Origin of the sequence: uncultured Paraglaciecola sp. (genome assembly GCF_943787955.1) — a bacterium.
Classification (GTDB): Bacteria; Pseudomonadota; Gammaproteobacteria; order Enterobacterales; family Alteromonadaceae; genus Paraglaciecola.
In genome coordinates this window covers 127403-145014 of sequence record NZ_CALSOK010000002.1, presented here as the reverse complement: position 1 = coordinate 145014, position 17612 = coordinate 127403, and the positions used below count along the sequence as shown (strand labels likewise).

General features: G+C 40.5%; 18 protein-coding genes and 1 other RNA gene. 8 read left to right on the top strand and 11 right to left on the bottom strand.

The features are described from left to right. Positions 1-631: 631 nt before the first annotated feature. The 8 genes from Q0Y52_RS01325 to ssrS all read right to left on the bottom strand — a co-directional run bounded on the left by Q0Y52_RS01325 (position 632) and on the right by ssrS (position 6765). Complete coding sequence (locus Q0Y52_RS01325; protein WP_297816986.1) at positions 632-2260, bottom strand: acetate--CoA ligase family protein; 1629 nt, start codon at positions 2258-2260, stop codon at positions 632-634. Between the two features lie 381 nt (positions 2261-2641). Then, positions 2642-3298: a ribose-5-phosphate isomerase RpiA gene (gene rpiA / locus Q0Y52_RS01320; protein WP_297816983.1), complete on the bottom strand. Its 657-nt coding sequence runs from the start codon at positions 3296-3298 to the stop codon at positions 2642-2644. A gap of 63 nt (positions 3299-3361) precedes the next feature. Beyond that, positions 3362-3961: a 5-formyltetrahydrofolate cyclo-ligase gene (locus tag Q0Y52_RS01315; protein ID WP_297816981.1), complete on the bottom strand. Its 600-nt coding sequence runs from the start codon at positions 3959-3961 to the stop codon at positions 3362-3364. Positions 3962-3964: 3 nt separating this feature from the next. Next, positions 3965-4087, bottom strand: a complete 123-nt coding sequence (locus tag Q0Y52_RS01310) for a hypothetical protein (RefSeq protein WP_297816978.1) — start codon at positions 4085-4087, stop codon at positions 3965-3967. A gap of 46 nt (positions 4088-4133) precedes the next feature. Beyond that, positions 4134-5093 carry a nucleoside hydrolase gene (locus Q0Y52_RS01305; RefSeq protein WP_297816975.1) on the bottom strand — a complete coding sequence of 320 codons (960 nt, stop codon included), beginning with the start codon at positions 5091-5093 and terminating at the stop codon, positions 4134-4136. Positions 5094-5112: 19 nt separating this feature from the next. Beyond that, positions 5113-6003, bottom strand: coding sequence for a ribokinase (locus Q0Y52_RS01300; RefSeq protein WP_297816972.1), 891 nt, complete (start codon positions 6001-6003; stop codon positions 5113-5115). Between the two features lie 137 nt (positions 6004-6140). Further along, positions 6141-6488 carry a hypothetical protein gene (locus tag Q0Y52_RS01295; RefSeq protein WP_297816970.1) on the bottom strand — a complete coding sequence of 116 codons (348 nt, stop codon included), beginning with the start codon at positions 6486-6488 and terminating at the stop codon, positions 6141-6143. Between the two features lie 95 nt (positions 6489-6583). Continuing rightward, positions 6584-6765, bottom strand: a non-coding RNA gene (gene ssrS / locus Q0Y52_RS01290) — 6S RNA. A gap of 163 nt (positions 6766-6928) precedes the next feature. On the opposite strand from ssrS, the gene Q0Y52_RS01285 reads away from it, so the two are divergent. From Q0Y52_RS01285 to Q0Y52_RS01250, 8 genes are all read left to right on the top strand, one after another. Next, entirely contained in the window at positions 6929-7498 is a 570-nt protein-coding gene (locus Q0Y52_RS01285; protein ID WP_271861898.1) for a UPF0149 family protein, read from the top strand. A 79-nt stretch (positions 7499-7577) separates the two neighbouring features. Next, positions 7578-8897, top strand: a complete 1320-nt coding sequence (pepP, locus tag Q0Y52_RS01280; RefSeq protein WP_297816967.1) for a Xaa-Pro aminopeptidase — start codon at positions 7578-7580, stop codon at positions 8895-8897. 4 nt (positions 8898-8901) lie between these two features. Continuing rightward, a complete protein-coding gene (locus Q0Y52_RS01275; RefSeq protein WP_297816964.1) occupies positions 8902-10116 on the top strand; it encodes an FAD-dependent monooxygenase in 1215 nt (404 codons plus the stop codon). A gap of 55 nt (positions 10117-10171) precedes the next feature. Then, on the top strand, positions 10172-10462 hold the full coding sequence (locus Q0Y52_RS01270) for a hypothetical protein (protein WP_297816961.1): 291 nt from the start codon (positions 10172-10174) through the stop codon (positions 10460-10462). An 18-nt stretch (positions 10463-10480) separates the two neighbouring features. Continuing rightward, complete coding sequence (gene ybaK, locus Q0Y52_RS01265; RefSeq protein WP_297816960.1) at positions 10481-10948, top strand: Cys-tRNA(Pro) deacylase; 468 nt, start codon at positions 10481-10483, stop codon at positions 10946-10948. Between the two features lie 64 nt (positions 10949-11012). Beyond that, entirely contained in the window at positions 11013-11210 is a 198-nt protein-coding gene (locus Q0Y52_RS01260; protein WP_297816958.1) for a hypothetical protein, read from the top strand. Continuing rightward, entirely contained in the window at positions 11207-11440 is a 234-nt protein-coding gene (locus Q0Y52_RS01255; protein ID WP_297816957.1) for an N-acetyltransferase, read from the top strand. The genes Q0Y52_RS01260 and Q0Y52_RS01255 overlap by 4 nt, the downstream gene beginning before the upstream one ends. A gap of 35 nt (positions 11441-11475) precedes the next feature. Then, a complete protein-coding gene (locus Q0Y52_RS01250) occupies positions 11476-12228 on the top strand; it encodes a sulfite exporter TauE/SafE family protein (RefSeq protein WP_297816954.1) in 753 nt (250 codons plus the stop codon). 8 nt (positions 12229-12236) lie between these two features. On the opposite strand, the gene Q0Y52_RS01245 is transcribed toward Q0Y52_RS01250, so the two are convergent. The 3 genes from Q0Y52_RS01245 to Q0Y52_RS01235 all read right to left on the bottom strand — a co-directional run bounded on the left by Q0Y52_RS01245 (position 12237) and on the right by Q0Y52_RS01235 (position 17608). Further along, positions 12237-14159, bottom strand: a complete 1923-nt coding sequence (locus tag Q0Y52_RS01245) for a hypothetical protein (protein WP_297816952.1) — start codon at positions 14157-14159, stop codon at positions 12237-12239. After that, positions 14156-16318 (bottom strand): hypothetical protein, encoded by a 2163-nt coding sequence (locus Q0Y52_RS01240; protein ID WP_297816950.1) that lies wholly within the window; start codon positions 16316-16318, stop codon positions 14156-14158. The genes Q0Y52_RS01245 and Q0Y52_RS01240 overlap by 4 nt, the downstream gene beginning before the upstream one ends. A gap of 132 nt (positions 16319-16450) precedes the next feature. Further along, complete coding sequence (locus tag Q0Y52_RS01235) at positions 16451-17608, bottom strand: BatA domain-containing protein (protein ID WP_297816948.1); 1158 nt, start codon at positions 17606-17608, stop codon at positions 16451-16453. Positions 17609-17612 lie beyond the last annotated feature (4 nt).

Below are 17612 nucleotides of genomic sequence, written 5' to 3'. Positions count from 1 at the left end.
TTATTTAGCGAATTGGAAAGGCTTCATAGAATGAATGTTGTCTGCGTATTTGGGGGCGTGAACGTAAGTTAAATCACGCAGTTTAAAATGTGTTTCGTTGCAGCCGCTTAGATTCTATCTGACATTTGAAAGCAAACGCATTTGACCTGATCTGATAGTCGACACTGTGCCATTTGCAGACCTTCACTGTAGAATTAATTTAGAGGGAAAATACTTAATAAATGGGCTCTAGCATTACCAAAAATATCGGCTAATCGACTCTTAAAATGAATATCTGCGCAATTTGTGTAAAAGCTTAAACTAGCTGACGTATAAGTTTTAAGTTGACCTTGCTCTCAGTTATATTTGGGGGACATAAATTGAGCATATTTAAATTAATAGATTAAATTATTTTTATGTAAGTGGCGCCAGGAGGCGGATTAGAATCAACGACACGAGGATTTTAAATACACGGACAGCGTTTATTATCAGAGGTTTATAGTATTTTTATAAATAGTGTTTAAGCATTGAATACGGGACGCCAGTGAAAGGCGTCCACTCAACACACATTGTTAATGTTAACGTTCACAATGATACATCCGTTTAAATTGTTGCGGAGTAAGACAGGATAATTACGGAATACCGAATACAATCAAGATGGTGCAACACCAGCTGTCTTATTGGTGTAGAGCGGGCTAACGCTGACAAGCATATACTCTAGCTTACGTCGGGTATCCTCGGGGATATCATCAAATATCTCAAGTCTGTCAAAATATTGAACTGGGGAACCAGACCTAAAAATATCAGCGACTGACATCGAAATTGTTAATAGATCATCGCATTTATTAAAAATACTTGCAATCGCACCTATAGCTTGATTAACCACTGTCAATGAAACGGGAATCCTTGCGTTAGTAGCATCTTTAATCATCTGATCATGCAATGGAATTCTTCCAAAACTTCCGAGCTGAGGTTGTGCATTCACTTCGCAGATAACAGCACCATTTGAATACCAAGGAACGGATGCGTCGACGGAGATTAAATCAACCCCAGCACAATAGAGACCCATTGTTTTAGCGACCTGCTCACAAAGAAGTTTGTTCTCTTTATGCAGGTACATATTGAAATCGGTCGTTGTCCCACCCCGACTTACATTACTTGAATGTGAAAGGATAATTTTATGTCCAATTGGGGGCACGTCCGATAGTGTATGTTGTTGTTTAGCCAATATCTTTATCACTAATTCATCAATAATGATTTGTGTCATCGCCGCTGAAACAAGGTTTCGTTCTTTGCTATTATTTTCTATATCTATTAGCTGACGGATAGACGACACCCCATCGCAAAACACATGAAGCTCCTCATGCTTAAAGGCCCTCTCGATTTTATTGTTTAATACAGTTACTCGGTAAGCATCGCCGAAGCAGTGCCGCTCAACAATTATGTTGCTATAGCGTTTCACTAAATCTCTAAATGTCTGGACAAGTTCATTCTCCGTCTCCAAAAAAGTGCAAACTCCCCGACCTTGCTCTTCACCTTCAGGCTTGAGAACGACTGGGTAACCGATTTTTTCTGCAAAGGACACTGCTTCCTCAACTGTGTTAACACGCGCCTGCTCAGCAACAGGGAAGCCAGACATTTTCAATAGACGGTTCGTATCAACTTTACTTTTTGCCAGTGTGACGCCAATGGCACTTTCTTGATCGGTGATCGAGCTGCTGAAGATACTTGAGCCACTTCCATAGCCGAAGATGATATATCTCTGGTTGAATATATTGAATGGAATTTTTCGCTCGGCGGCAGCAGCAATAAAGTTGCCTGCGTTAGTTCCTGCTGGTAGAAAACGGCGCGCTTGTTTCTTCTGTTTGTCTGCAAATTCAATAATATCTTCATGTATCATACCTCGGCCCATGTTTGATAATAGGGGCTGTAAGGCGTTGGCGTTAAATATACTCATGGCGGGAGAAAGTGTTGGGATGGCAAAGCATAATGCGCCTCCCTCCTCAAACAACTTAATGGGCGTAAACCTTTGGTCCCCGCAGTGGTGGTTCAATATATCAATTATTATGACATAGATTGCTGGGGCTGTGTCAAGGTCAACCAGTAAACTGTCAGCTGAAAACCGGTTGTCGTCTTTAAAGGAAGGCAGGCTTTCTCTCAATTCCGCAAGTCGTATAGTAAGTATGTCTGTTACTGATGGAGCATCACTGAAACGCAAGATAAGCGAAGGCTGTATCGCGCCATATGCGTAGCCTTTTATCTGCTGTCTTTCAATCTTCATAAACCGCGGCCCTCTAGTACATGTAAAAATAAAAAATCACTATTTTTCACAACTTGAAAATATATAATGCATCATGTTTTCCGTATTTACTTGTCTTTTATGTCTTTTATGTCTTTTATGTCTTTGAGGATGTGAAAGTTGGCTAATTTTCGTTTACTAATCATATGTTTTCAAATAATTTAGAATCTAAAATAAGCGCTTACCGTTATTACGTAGACCAGCTCTGAATATTGCCCATGATGATGAACGTCTTTTATTCGAACAGGCTTATCTGAGGATTAAAGTCCAGAATTCGCTCTTAGGCGACTGCAGGGCTCGGTCAAAACCTAATTTAAAAATCGTCTGGTTGAGTCAGAACTATTTCAGTGTGGTTTGTTCTGTTCAGGTGACTATTTCAACCCCGTTATTGGTGCCAATCAATACTATGTCTGCACCACGATCAGCGAACAATCCATTCGTCACCACACCTACTATGGCATTGAGTTGTCTTTCAAGTTCGACTGGGTTTAGAATTTTTAGATTATATACATCCAAAATGACATTGCCGTTATCAGTGACGATACCTTGTCGATAGGCCGGATCGCCACCAAGTTTGACTATTTCTCTGGCCACATAAGAGCGGGCCATGGGGATCACTTCAACGGGCAGTGGAAACTGACCTAGCATAGGTACTTGCTTAGTATCATCAATAATACAAATAAATTTCTCAGCCACAGCAGCAACAATTTTTTCTCTAGTGAGGGCGGCACCCCCGCCCTTTATCATATGTTTGTGCTGGGTTATTTCGTCTGCACCGTCTACATATATATCGAATTTGTCTACTGAATTCAGGTCAAATACGTCAATGCCCATCGCTTTTAAGCGCTCAGTGGAGACATTTGAACTAGATACGGCACCTTGAATTTTATGTTTTACATCAGCCAGTGCATCGATAAAATAATTAACCGTGGAGCCTGTGCCAACACCCACAATTGCGTCATCTTTTATGTATTTTAATGCGGCATGGGCTGCGGCTTTCTTTTTATCATCTTGAGTCATTTGTTTACAGGCCCTAATATTTGTAAATACCTTGATTCTTATTAGTGTAACTCAAGCGGCAGTTCAGTCGACACTAAAAAATTGCTCTGGGGTCGCAATGCCATTTAATGGGATATCCCAGCTATCGGTGAACAACCTATCAGTTTGTTGACAGGTATGCGCTAAGCCAATAAGTTGAGTGGGTAGTGAGTCTCGACGTAAAGGGGCTAATGTTCGATCATAATATCCCCCCCCCATACCTAATCTATTGCCTTTAGCATCAAAGGCAACCAAGGGGGTGAGTATCAATTCAATATTGGTCAGTGGGCAGATATTTTGGGTGGTCACAATTGGCTCTTTAATCCCATAACTGTTTTTATGGGTAGGCGAATTGGGGAGATAGTTAACAAACAGCAAATGCCCTTTACTAAAAGGATGTAGTACAGGTAATAACACGCACTTACCTTGTTGCCAGCAATAGTCAATAATTGCCTGAGGGTCTATTTCTCCATCATTCGCAATATAACAGGCAATGGTTTTTACTTGAGGGAGTGTGGTTGATGTAAGGCAGGTTGTGAGTATTTTAGTTGCCGCTTCTACTTGGTGCAGAGGCGATAACATTTTTCGATTTTTTCGATACGTATGACGGAATTGTTGCCTTTCTAATGCATCTGAATAGGACATGCTTTAAGTATCCGCAAGCTGATCTAAGTCGTCAAATATTGTTTCAGCTTCAGTATCTAAAATTTCATAGTCATAGAGCACTTTTAAACGAGCGGCTTCGTCTTTTGTTGGAGGGGCCATTTTCATAATATATCTAATTGGTCTCACACTGATGAGACCATAACATAGTTAATTACTCCACCAAACCCTGTACATTGCTATAGGTATCTACATACAGTTGGGTCAAACGTTTATTGTCTACCTTAGTGGCGACATTGATTGTTTGCGCATTGAGCCAATCTGGACTTGCAGTGGTGTTAGGCAGTGCAACTGAGGTTTGACCAATGTTTAAGGGATCGGTAGAGACCCTTGCGTGACCGGTTTGTAACTCGAACAAGCTAGGTTCAACCAAATGCGCAAGAGGCATAGCATCGTGGAAAAAACACACCTCCTCGTCTCTATTTTGAGAATAAAATTTCATATAAAATTGTGCTGCATCATGGACAAAACCGCCCAGTGTAGGATTATTTTGTTTAAGCTGACTTAAAAATTCAGGTTTAAACGGACAAGAGTTTGTGACATCTAGGCCAAACATGTTTAGCTGCCATGATGCCCCAAACACAATTTCAGCTGCGTACGCGTCGTTCCAAATATTGGCTTCTGCCACAGGTGTGACGTTACCAGGTACAAACGCTGCTCCACCCATTACTGATACCGCTTTAAGTAATTTAGGCAGTTCAGGTTCAAGACGTAATGCTAAAGCTAAATTGCCTAATGGGCCAATAGCAACAACAGTGATTTCACCGGGATATTCACGTGCCATATCCACAATAAACTGCGCCGAACTTCGTGGGTCTAGTTTACCCTCAGCTGCAGGGAAATTGATGTTGCCAAATCCATCATCGCCATGAACAAAATGTGCATATCCCGACTCTTTTCCTACCCAAGGCATACCAACGCCCTTACATACAGGAATATCTTTGTTAGCAAAGGCACATAAAGTAATTGCATTTTTGGCTGCCATTTCAACTGGTACGTTGCCAAATACAGTCGTTAGCCCCAACACGTCGATTTTGGGGTGTTGGAAGGCAAAGAAAATTGCCATTGCATCATCAATACCTGGGTCTGTATCTAGTATAATTTTGTAGCGCATTTATTGTCTCCCTGAAAGGTTATTGCTTAGCAAGAAAACGATTCACGTCTTCTTCATTAGGTATGGATTGTGCTGCGCCAAGTTTCATAACGGCCAGTGCAGAGGCTGCGCAAGCACGAATTAAGGCGGTTTTTGAATCGGTATGGTTACTGTAAGCAGATAAAAAATAGCCAATAAATGTATCGCCTGCTGCTGTTGTGTCTACTGCGTCTACTTCAAAAGCAGGCACATCGATGGTTTTGTCTTTCTTAAGCATACGCACCCCAACTTTACCCAAGGTAATCAATACTTCGGCGTGGGACCAATCTTCACGAAAATACGCTTCTATTTTATCCAAATCTTTACGACCAGAGAGCTCTTCAGCTTCGACTTCGTTGACTATTAATAAGTCAATGCATTCATGTGGTAGATGTTTGACCGACTCTGTCATAGGTGCGGGGTTAAAAGCTACGCGTAAGCCTTTTGCTTTGGCTTGGGCCAGCACTTGGTCAATATTGTTGGTTTCATTTTGAGTCAATACCCAATCTTCAGGTTTTACAGTGTCTAATGCATCCATTATGTCTTTATGTGTTATTTCATGATTGGCACCGCCAAACAATACTATGGCGTTTTCAGCTGAGGGAGTAATTTGAATAATCGCGTGACCAGAGGCAGTTTCAGTGCATGTTATATGTTTACAATCAATACCATCACGGATCATGGTTTGTTTGAAAGCAACGTCAACTTCGTTAATCTTACCAACATGGAGTACTTCAGAGCCTGCTCTGGCTAATGCGATGGATTGATTAGCTCCCTTTCCGCCTAGTAAGCACTGGTAATGGCTGGATGCTATGGTTTCACCGGGCTGAACGAAGTGATCTACCTGATATACATGGTCGATGTTGATTGAACCAAAATTAATAACGGCCATGATGCCTTGCCTCTTGTTTTAAAGTTCTGATTTGGAATTTATTCTAGCCGAATAAAGGCGCATAATAACCTTTCATAAAAACTGACCATTTGGTCTAGAAGCAATTATATTGATTTTTACTGTGACAGCAAATTTATCTACGCAAAAATGGATAATTTATGTACAAACCCAGTTTTGGTAATGAAGGGGGAGGCATTGGTTAAAAATAATCTTACAGATATTGTGGCACCATGACCCCAAGGCCACCAAACAACCATTATTTTTGGATGGCGTTGAATATTGGTACTGAATAGCTTTTGTTGTTTAACCAGTTTTGAAAATGCCCCCGCGTAATGTTTGACTTCTTCAGGTGCTTTTTTGATGGTTTTAACATCCCAGATTACAGGTAAAAATTGTTGTAATGTAAAAAACACTTGGTCTTGTTTATCTACTGAAAATTCAGCGATCATCACTTTATGAAAATCATCATATTTCCATTTAACCAAAGAAGTTAGGCTTCCATTACATCTTTTCCGTAAGTGTGTATTTGTTGTTCTTGATTCATATAGCTTCTAGTCTCAATCCGTTTATAAACGTTTGGATGTCTCCCAAAATGCCGCTGTCTAGTATAAGCCCGTGAACCGAAAGTTCAGGGCGGAAGTATCATCACTACCTTAGGCTTCTTGATACGAGCCAAGCTTGCACAATAGTAGTGGAATCAACTCCCTAGGTAAAAAGCATCGGCCAGGGACATAACTAAACTGGCAAACACCCCAGGAGACGTAGAAAACTGTTTGTTATTACACCAATAAATAACTCGCGATACACCAAACATCCTTATTTAATCAGTTAGCAGTCAGATATACTAGCGCTATCGCATCCTCTAACGTGTATTTGCCCTCCTGAGAGTGGTAGAATTATTTGGTCCAACGATTGAGAGAACACTTTGAATACATCAACTAACCTTTTCGATACTTTAACTCCGTTACTCGAACGGAACAATATATTAACCACAGCCGCAGAAGTACAAGGTATGTTTTGTGGCATGTTAGGTGGTGGTATGCCACTAGAATGCCAAGATTGGTTAGAGCCTCTCGCTGATTTTATTCACCAAGGTGAGATGTTTTCCAAAGAAGTAGACGAAGCGTTCAAAAGTCTTTTCGATAGTACATGCCAGCAATTGGTTGAAAATGATTTTGCACTGGTACTTTGTTTACCTGAGGATTCATCCCCTATTAACGAGCGTGGTCAGGCTTTATTGAATTGGGTACAAGGTTTTATGCTTGGTTTTGGTTTACATCAGGATGATTTAACCGGTTGTTCTGAAGATGTTAAAGAAGCCCTAGAAGATTTTGCGGAAATTGCGCGGATGGATGATGAAATGAGTGAAAATGAAGAGTCAGAACAGGCTTTGTTTGAAGTAATGGAATATGTGCGCGTTACCGCTATGTTATGTTTTAACGAGTTAGGTAAGTCACCTGAACAACAACAAAGTCAACCCAAAACGGTTCACTAGACGTTTTATTCAGCGGTTTATTAAAATAAGCCTAACATCTTTGTTTTTGTAAACAGTAAAGTGAGTCAAGTCATTGCCCATGAATAACACCGAATTTTTAACACGTCAAAAACATTTATTAGAAAAGATGCAGCCTAACAGTATTTGTTTGGTGCCCGCGTCAAACTTAGTCACTCGCAGTCGTGATACAGAGTATCCATTTCGCCAAGACAGTTATTTTCAATATTTGTGTGCTTTCCCTGAGCCAGAAGCTTGGTTGGTATTATCTAATCATCAAGAATATTCAAAGGGATTGTGCGTTTTATTCTGCTTAGATAAAGACCCTACTATGGAAATTTGGCATGGGCGCAGAACGGGTCTCAGTCAAGCCAAACAGCAATACCCCGTAAACATGGCCTTTGCTTTAGAAGAATTAGATGAACAGTTATTAGATTTGATTGATGGCCATCAAAATATATATTTTGCTCAAGGACATAACCCTGACGCCGATGACCTTGTTTTTTCTTTATTGCAAGCATTACGTGATGCCCCAAAACAAAGTAAAGAGGCTCCTTCTAGCCTGATTGATGTTCGAATCATCTTAGATGAAATGCGATTAATTAAGTCTGCTAATGAAATAGACATGATGCGTCAAGCGGCAGCTACCGCGACCCAAGCACATATCCGAGCCATGAAATTTGTTGAGGCGGGTAAAAATGAATATCACCTTGAAGCAGAAATTCATCATGAATTCGCCATGCAAGGCGCTAAATATCCAGCCTATGGCACTATAGTTGGGGCAGGTGATAATGCTTGTATTTTGCATTACACTGAAAATAATCAAGATCTAAAAGTCGGCGATCTAGTCTTAATTGATGCCGGTTGCGAATGGCAAGGTTATGCATCCGATATTACCCGCACATTCCCCGTTTCTGGGATTTTTTCAATCGAGCAAAAGCAACTCTATCAACTGGTGTTGGATGCGCAACTCGCCGCCTTTGATGTGATTAAGCCCAACAACACTATTAAGCAGGCTAGCGACGTGGCAATTGCTGTGATCACCCAAGGTTTGATTGATTTAGATATATTGAAAGGGGAATTAGCCGCTAATATCGAACAACAAACCTACCGTGCGTTTTATATGCACGGTCTAAGTCATTGGCTTGGTTTAGATGTACATGATGTCGGTCATTACAAAATAGATGGTCAAGAGCGACCGCTCAAACCTGGAATGGTACTAACGGTTGAGCCCGGTATTTATATAGCACCTGATGCAGATGTTGATAGTAAATGGTGTGGCACAGGTATTCGTATTGAAGATAATTTACTGATAACCCAAAGTGGTCATGAAAACTTGACTGAAGCTGCACCTAAAACTATCAACGACATTGAAGCACTGATGACAAAAAAGAGTGGCTAACAGTATGCATGTATATGACATTATTATAGTGGGGGGGGGCACAGTAGGGTTGACTCAAGCCCTTGCTTTAAAAAATAGTGGTCTGTCGGTGGCGGTTGTTGAAAGCCATGTTAGTGAATCTATGCCAACTGGGGCTCCTCAGTTACGTGTTAGCGCGCTGACGCTTGCTTCAGAAAATATTTTACAAAATTTAGGTGCTTGGCAACATTTAGATCTTAACAGGCTATGCAGTTATGAAAATATGCAAGTTTGGGATAAAGACAGTTTTGGAAAAATTGCGTTTTCTGCTGACCAAGTTCAAAAAAAGCAACTAGGTCATATTGTTGAAAATCAAGCAATTAGGCATAGCTTATGGGTGCAAGCCCAGAGCAGTGGATACATTGAGTTTCTCGCCCCTAAAAAAATTAAGCAATTAGTTTTTGGCCAGCAAGAATGCTTTATTACCTTAGACGACAATAGCCAGTTAACCGCTAGGTTAGTTATAGGTGCTGATGGCGCTAATTCGATAGTCAAAAAACAAGCAAATTTAGCGCAAACATTTTGGGATTATGATCAACATGCCATAGTCGCAACGGTTAAAACTGTTTTGCCTCACAATCACACCGCTAGACAGATTTTCACTCCTACTGGACCTTTGGCTTTCTTGCCTTTATGGGATGCACATCATTGTTCTATTGTATGGTCACAAGATGAACCCATAGCAGCCGAATTACTCAAACTATCAAACCAAGCATTTAATACCTCTGTGACAGCAGCATTTGATTGCACCTTAGGTTTATGTGAACTGGTTAGTGACAGGCAAAGCTATCCCCTTAAAATGCGCTACACTCGACAGTGGGTAGCTAATAGAGTGGCTATTATTGGTGACGCAGCACATACCATTCACCCTTTGGCTGGTCAGGGAGCCAATCTAGGTATATTGGATGCTGCTGCTTTGGCTGAACAGATTATTAGGTTGGTCGAACAAGACAAGGATTTTGGTTTAGCTAAAAATTTACGATCTTTTGAGCGCTGGCGCAAAACTGAAGCCGTTAAAATGGTGTCGGCTATGGAGGGTTTTAAGCGTTTATTTGCTGGAGATCAACCTATTAAAAAATTTATCAGAGATGCTGGCTTAAGTTTGGCTAACCACTCATCACTTACTAAACAAAAAATCATTCAGCATGCCATGGGTCTTGAAGGCGAATTACCTGAGTTGGCTAAAGGGCGTTCAGATTAGATATTTGTATTTTTAAATCTCAACAGTTGTAATTTATATTTTAAAGGAATATCCAGTGAATAAATTTATTATTGTTAGCGCTTTCACCCTGACACTGGTTGCTTGTGGTTCTCATCAAGCACCCGCTTACGAAAAAGACAAACGTCCACAAGACCGAGGTCAATACACTGGAATAGAAGGGGTTATCCAAAAGCAAAAAGTTCAAGCTTATCTGACTAACCAAGCTAACCAATTGAAGTGCCAAGATTCGCGATTAGATTTGGTTGATGCTGAAGCTGAAGGAGATATCAATATGATCCGCCGAGTCAAAGCAAGAGTCCAAAAAAATTGTGTAGTCGAAAAATAATCCCCGAGAACTTGTATTATGACCCCAGCGGTTAACAGTGCTAAAAAAGCGAAAATTAAATATACACTTCATCATTACCAACATGACAGTGGGGCCCCTTCTTATGGACTGGAAGCGGCTGAAAAGCTGGCCATATTGCCTGAACGCGTCTTTAAAACCTTAGTGGTTAAACTAGATGAAACGCAGCTAGTGGTTGCAATACTGCCAGTTAATTCTATGTTGAGTATGAAGAGTGTTGCTAAGGCTTATGGAGCTAGAAAGGCTGAAATGGCTGACAAGGTTGAAGTCCAGCGCAGCACGGGTTATGTATTAGGTGGTGTTAGCCCTATTGGTCAGAAAAAATCGTTGAAAACAGTCATTGATCAATCTGCACAGCAATATCCAACTATTTATGTGAGTGGTGGCCGAAGGGGCTTAGAAATTGAATTAAATGCACTAGACTTGCAAACCCTTACCCAGGCATTATTCGCCACTATCTCCCAATAAAGTTACCTTCAATGAACATCGATGTTTTTACTCTGAACTCTCAGGACGCACATATACTCAAGATATGTTATTCCTGCTTGAGCACTACACGCTTGATCCTATGGGCGGAGCAATGGCGTTAAGCCAAGCAGTAAGAGATAATTTGGCATCTGAATTGGTAAAATTACCGCAAGTCTTCAGTGTAATCTGTTATGTAGAAGACAAGCCTGCAGGTTTGGTAAATTGTTTTGAAAATTTTCAACGTTTAAGTGTCAACCTTTGATTAATATTCACGATTTAGTAGTGTTGTCTGAGTATAGAGGTTTAGGGCTCAGTCAAAAAATGTTGCAATATGTTGAAAATATCGCTGTAGAAAAGGGCTGCTGCAAAATCATCTTGGAAATGTTAGAAGGTAATCGAGTGGCTAAACATGCCTACCTAAAGTTTGGTTTTGCTGGTTATGAACTCGACCCCAAAATGAGTAAGGCATTGTTTTGGGAAAAAGCACTTTGATAGATAAAGCGGCTCTTTATGATTGATTGCATTTTATGTTAGAGCTGTTTTCCTATTCATTGGATTATACAACCTTGGTGCTGCTATTTTTAGTGGCGTTTTTTATTGGCATGGCTAAAACCGGGATGCATGGTGCGTCTATGTTTGCTGTTCCTTTACTCGCGATCGTTTTTGGTGGAAAAGTGTCGGTAGGTTTGATGTTACCCATGTTGATTATGGCGGACTTGTTTGCCGTTAAATATTACCACAGACATGCTAATTGGTATTTCTTGATCAAGTTATTTCCTTCGGCCGCCATCGGAGTATTGGTTGGCACTTGGCTGGGTAATATCATTGATGACCAAGTATTTAAAACTATAATGAGTGTGATTATTTTTGCCAGCTTGGGGTTGATGTTATGGATGGGAAAAGCCAATAAAGATTCTATTCCAGACTATCTATGGTTTGCATTAATGATGGGGTTTGTAGGGGGGGTGACGACTATGGTCGGCAACTTAGCAGGCTCCGTTATGGCTTTGTACTTGCTTAGTATGCGACTACCTAAAAACGAGTATATTGGCACCGCTGCTTGGTTTTTCTTAGCGATTAATCTGTTCAAAGTACCCTTTCACTTGTTTAGTTGGGAGAGTATTGATCTTAATTCTTTTTTGCTAAATCTAATCTGTTTACCTTTTATTGCTTTAGGTGCTTGGGTGGGTATTGTTATTGTGAAACGTATAGAAGAAAAATATTATCGTTGGTTGGTCATTGGAATGACGGGTTTAGCGTCTGTTTTGATGTTGTTTTAATACCAATTCTAAAACAGCTTTCGTTCTAACCATAATAAACTCATAGACAAGACCAGCAGCCTCCATAACCAGCTTTTATCAAGTGACTTCACTGAGCTTTCTACAACCTGTTGTGTATTTTGCTGTTGCGCTATGTTTTGGCTGGATTGGTGATTTTTAGCTTGTTGCCACACTGACCAATTTTTTTCAGCATAAGCATATAACCAGGTATCTAATGACCACTGGTTAGCATTTTGTGGAGCAGCTAATCCAGTATTTTCTGACCAAGTTAATTGGTGCCAGCCGCTCTTTGTTGGCCATATCGTGAGGCAGTGTTGTTCGGTTTGTACTAGGTCTTGGGTCAATATTAAAGGTAGCGGGTTAGTCTTATCAACTGTCACACCTGGATCAGTGACGCCCAGCAAACACTTTTGTTGGCCTTGATTGACCAAACGTAATGAGTTCGGTTTAGTTTTTAGCCAGTATGGTGATTGTTTGGGTCTGGCTAATTGATGTATAACACTCTGCCAATAGTGGCTGTATTGTTCGGATAATCCCGCAGTTTGCCAGCCATAAGTCGAGTTGATCAGTGATAACGCCACTTTTCCCAAACCGATATGGCTGAGAGATACCAGTGTTTGTGCGATATTATTTTGTACCAGTGGAGTATGCTTAACAGCTGTGATCTTGGCTTTTAATAATGGCATTAGCTGTTCTATTTGGCTATGTGGCCAAATGGGGGTAGATGCATAATTCGCTACTTCTAGAGGTTGAATGTGAATATCCGATAACCAGTCCATTGACGCAACAGGCCAAGCACTGACGAGCTCATTATCGGCAATAATATAAACCCCTAAGCCTCTGTTAACCGCTGCTTGTAAAGCATTCATTGATTGCTTTTTTAATGCCAGTAAGGCGCGTCCATCTATTACTAACCAATCAAAATTATCCAATGTACGGTCAACAAATGGCGCAGTGATTTGTGCTAATTCTGTAGCGCTCAGATTGATATTTTGTCGGATATCTTTATCTTGACTGATTTGTGTCAAAATACTTACCTGACTGCCGAACTCTGCAGCCCAGTTTTTTAATTGCCGTGTTTCAAACGATGGGCTCGATTGTTTTATCAGTATTTTTAGCTTAGCTGGTTTAGTCACAGAAAAGGCCATAGGTTCGTCTGCTAATACTTTCGAGTTGTTGTTTTGATTAAGCTGCAGCCTATAAGTCCATTGGCCAACACTTTTTGCTGAAAAGCTCAAGGCAAAACGCTCAAAGGGTTTAACCCTAGTTGTTTGAATGATTTTTCCTGCGGGATCAAGCAAATTCACTTGGTAAATAGAATCTGCTGCTAGGGGCTCATCTGTGCCTTGTAGTTGCCCCATGATTTGCACAAATTGGCCTACAGCCAACTCTTTTGGCCACGACATATCAACTAGTCCTAAACGTGGTTTAGAAGCGGAAAAGGTCACTGAAACATTAGTGAATGATTTCCCCATAACTAGTTGTAAGTTTTGCCATTGGTTTGAATTAAGCCCATCTCCTACGACAAACAAATTATCAATAGCATCTCGGTAAGATAATATTTGTGACGGAACATCAATCTGCGTAGCCACCTCAAATATGCTGCTATTCGTCACTGATTTAGCCGCCCCTCGCATCACAAATACAGCTTGTTGCGGGTCTATTTTCTCTAATTGCTGATCAGTCGCCCCATGAGTAATCAGATAAACCATTGAAGGTTGCTTACTGGTTATTTGGATATCAAAGGCTAATCCCACAACCATCAAAGTGGCAACAGTATTTATGACTAACACGCCCGTCAGCCTTGCCTTTTTGTTTTTTAGTCGCTGACCCGCAAAGTAGCTAGTGATCATTAAACCAATTGTTACCAGCAAAACCATTAAACTTGCGGCAATGGGATAAGCGGCAAATAATCCTAGTGAGAAAGTCACGGCTGAGCGTCCTTTTTCTGTTGTTGTAAAAATGCCTGATATTTTTGCAACATCTTGTTCTGCAGTGAATAGGATGTTTGCCTAGTTGTCGGCGCAGCGATAGGTGGAGGCAGTATTTGCCATAATTTCTTACGTAACTCGCTGATACAGTCTTCGCAATTAGTTAGGTTAAAAGAGTCCGCTAATTGGATTTTCTCTAATGTAGCGATAAAAGTAATGTCCTTAGGAGTGACAGAGAGTTGCTCTGAAAAATAGGTTTTTACTTTTTCGAGTATGCTGGTTTGTTCAATTGTTAAGGTGTTATTTAATGACTTATCTAAGTGTTGATTTAGAATAGTGAGTAAGGCTAAGGCTGATTGTTTAGCTGTGTTTTTTTTAGGTGTTGTTTCATTACGCTGGTAACTTAGTATGTCGGTTAGATCGCCTTGATAGCGTCGTTTTTCAGATACCGGAGGTGGTGCAAAACCTAATCGTTTAACGTAAATGCGTTCGGCTTTTTTCGCTCGGTTCAATAGTTCTAAAGCTTGATTTTCAAAGGGTAATGCAAGTTCTGGCTGGGAAAGTAACAAATGTAGTTCAGCCTGCCACATGTTAGCAATCGCCCGCTTCATTAATAGTTTGGGGTTTGGAGTGCCATTTTTAATGAAATTACCGTCATCGGCTTCACCATGAGCATGCCCAAACTGTGAAATAACTGTGCTATAGCCTGATTTATCGTTGCCTTCTGAGCTGTGCTCAGAGTCTTCGTGTTCATGTTCTGATGCTGGTTTTTCTGCGTCATCAGCATGTTTATCATCTTCATCATGCTCGTCATGTTCCAACTCTGGGCCAGCCTCCATTGCCTGAGGTGTACCACTGTCAAATTCATCACCTAAAAACTGCCCATATTTTTGTTTAAGAAAACTTTGGGCAGCGCCTAATTCTCGGGAGATGTGGTCAATTTTATCTTTTGACAGGTTATTTTTATCAGCGATTAATTCTTTGGTCTCTATAATTATTTGTCTTTGGCTTTTAAAATACTCGGGTATAAAGTCTATTAACGCGCCGTCGGCTAAAACCGCCTGTTGCTCATCTTCAAGCCAGCGAATAATTTTACTGGCTGAACGACTTTGCTGAGCAATGGGTTGGCGGTTATCCCATGCCCTAATACTAAAATATAGTTCGTCACCGGGTTGCATATTTAGCTCGGTTAAATCCCAGTTTTTAACGAAAAGTGTCTTGCCTTCCACTGAAGAGTGAGAATCAAATTGAAAGGTTTGATCACGAAATTTAACCGCTTCCCCCGAACCACTGGCAATCGAAGCAAGAATTTCTACCTGACTTAAACCAAAGTCATCATCGATTGAAACAATCGCTTGTAACCTAGGTTTAGAATCTTTAGCCAACTCGGTAATAGTTTGAGTAGGTTCGACAAAACGAATAGTGGGTCTGGTATCTGCTGTGACAGCAATAGTGTGAATACCTCCGAGTATTTTTTCATCAGCAGCTAGGTGGTAAACACCTGATTGACTCACTACTGTAGTGGCTAAGTAGTAATCATCGGCTTGTTGAATAAGGGCGATCCGTTGTTTGTCAGGCAGTAGTATTGATAAGTCGTTTTGTTGAGTTAATCCGCTGAACTGCAGTCGCCAAGTCACAGTTGAGCCTGCAATCAATTCTAAGTTCAATTCTGTTGTTTGTCTTGCCACCAAACCTGTGTAACTGGGCGCAGTGACAGTGATGATTTTAGTCACAAGGCTAATGGGTATTGTAGGTTTTGGAGCTTGATTGACCAATTCAGTATTAGCTGGTTTGACTTGGGATATAAAATCAGCAGGTATCAGTTTAATTAGTATGAATATTAGGACTACAGCTGCGCTTAATAATGTTGCTGGCTGGGATGAATATCTAGGTAAGCGCAAGCTAAGGTCTGTTGATAATAAGCTTTCTACTTTTGGTTGAACGCGATTTTTCTGTAATTGTTGTAAGGTTGTTAGGCCGCTACTAGGCAACAATATTAATTCGGCACTTTCTTCACATTCACTGAATTGTCGATTTAGATGTAACAACACCTCATTCGCCGTAATATTTTGATATTGTTTGCTTTGCGAAAATAGCAGCGCAGCTAAAGCAGTTGTTGCTGCAACGGCAATGATGGGCAGAACGATCCACTCAGTCATCCAATAAGTGGCCTGACCTGCACATAAAACTAGCAAAAATGTACAAGAGAGTTTTTGTAATAACCATCTACGCCTCAGGCGGATGACGATATTATCGAGTGTTTTGTGCGGAGTTATTGGATGACTAAACAATTATTCGTCCAACTCAGTTTTTACTCGAGAATTAGGCCATTCGCTTAATAATCTCTCTAGTATAAAAACGCTTACCAAGATCGATACCAACCAGATATGTAATGAAGTTGAGTCAGCCATGTTGCTGGATGATTTTTTATATGCTGCTGTCCTTTGAACCGCATTGTTTGATGAAGACTGAATAATTTGTGATGTGGATAATCGAGTGTTTTGTAACCACCAAACTTGGTTTTGTGAAGAAAACAATAATTGAGCTAAGGTTAAAACGAAGTCCGCTTGTTGTAGATTGTTAAGCTCTGCTTGAGTGATAATAGTGGGTGGCCATTGAGTGTCAAGATGACGAGCTGGTTGTTCGAAAAGCTGTTTGCTAAGGTTAATTATTTTATCGCTAGTAAGTAAGTGCATACTCTTGTTTTTTGTTTCGTCATAAGTGAGATAGTTGACAGCTAATTTCAGTTTTTTATGAGTGTTGATTACTTCAAATGCGGCGCGTAGATAGACTAATGAAGTCGTACTAAAATCATCGTAGATTACTGTTATATTCGTAGAATATTGTTCAGTAATATTTTCTTTAAGTATCTCTTTAACATGCCATTTAACTTGTTTAGGCAGCGGTATTTTTTTTCCAATAAACTGCTTTAGGCGGTTTGTTGTATACACAGATATCGCTGAATCAGCAGACAGTTGCGTGGTGTAGTCTGCCACTTTACTCCATATGTTGAGAGCCGGTGCTGGCGGATGATTTGCCGACCACTGGGCTAATTCCCTTGTATTAATACTGCGATTACTTGTGCCCAACAGCACTAAACTTGAGCCTTGAGCTTGGTCTATTAATGTTTGCCTTTCCTGATTATTGGTTTGGTTTAACCAATCTTCGGTCAACAATATATGCGAGTTAACCTGTTGGTTACTGTTTTGCCAATACACTTGAGTGAGTATCAGAGTTGCCAGTAAAAACATAAACAGTCGCAAAGCCAGCAACGCTAATTGTGTCAATCTGAGCTGTCGTAACCTAGGCGAGGTGCTTACTTTGATAAAAGCGATATGCGCAAAAGCTATAATACGAGGGCGGGCTTTGCTTAATAAATGTATTCCCAGTGGGATAAGTAAGGTCAACAAACCCAATAATGCCATGGGGGATGCTAATACGAATGGCATATTT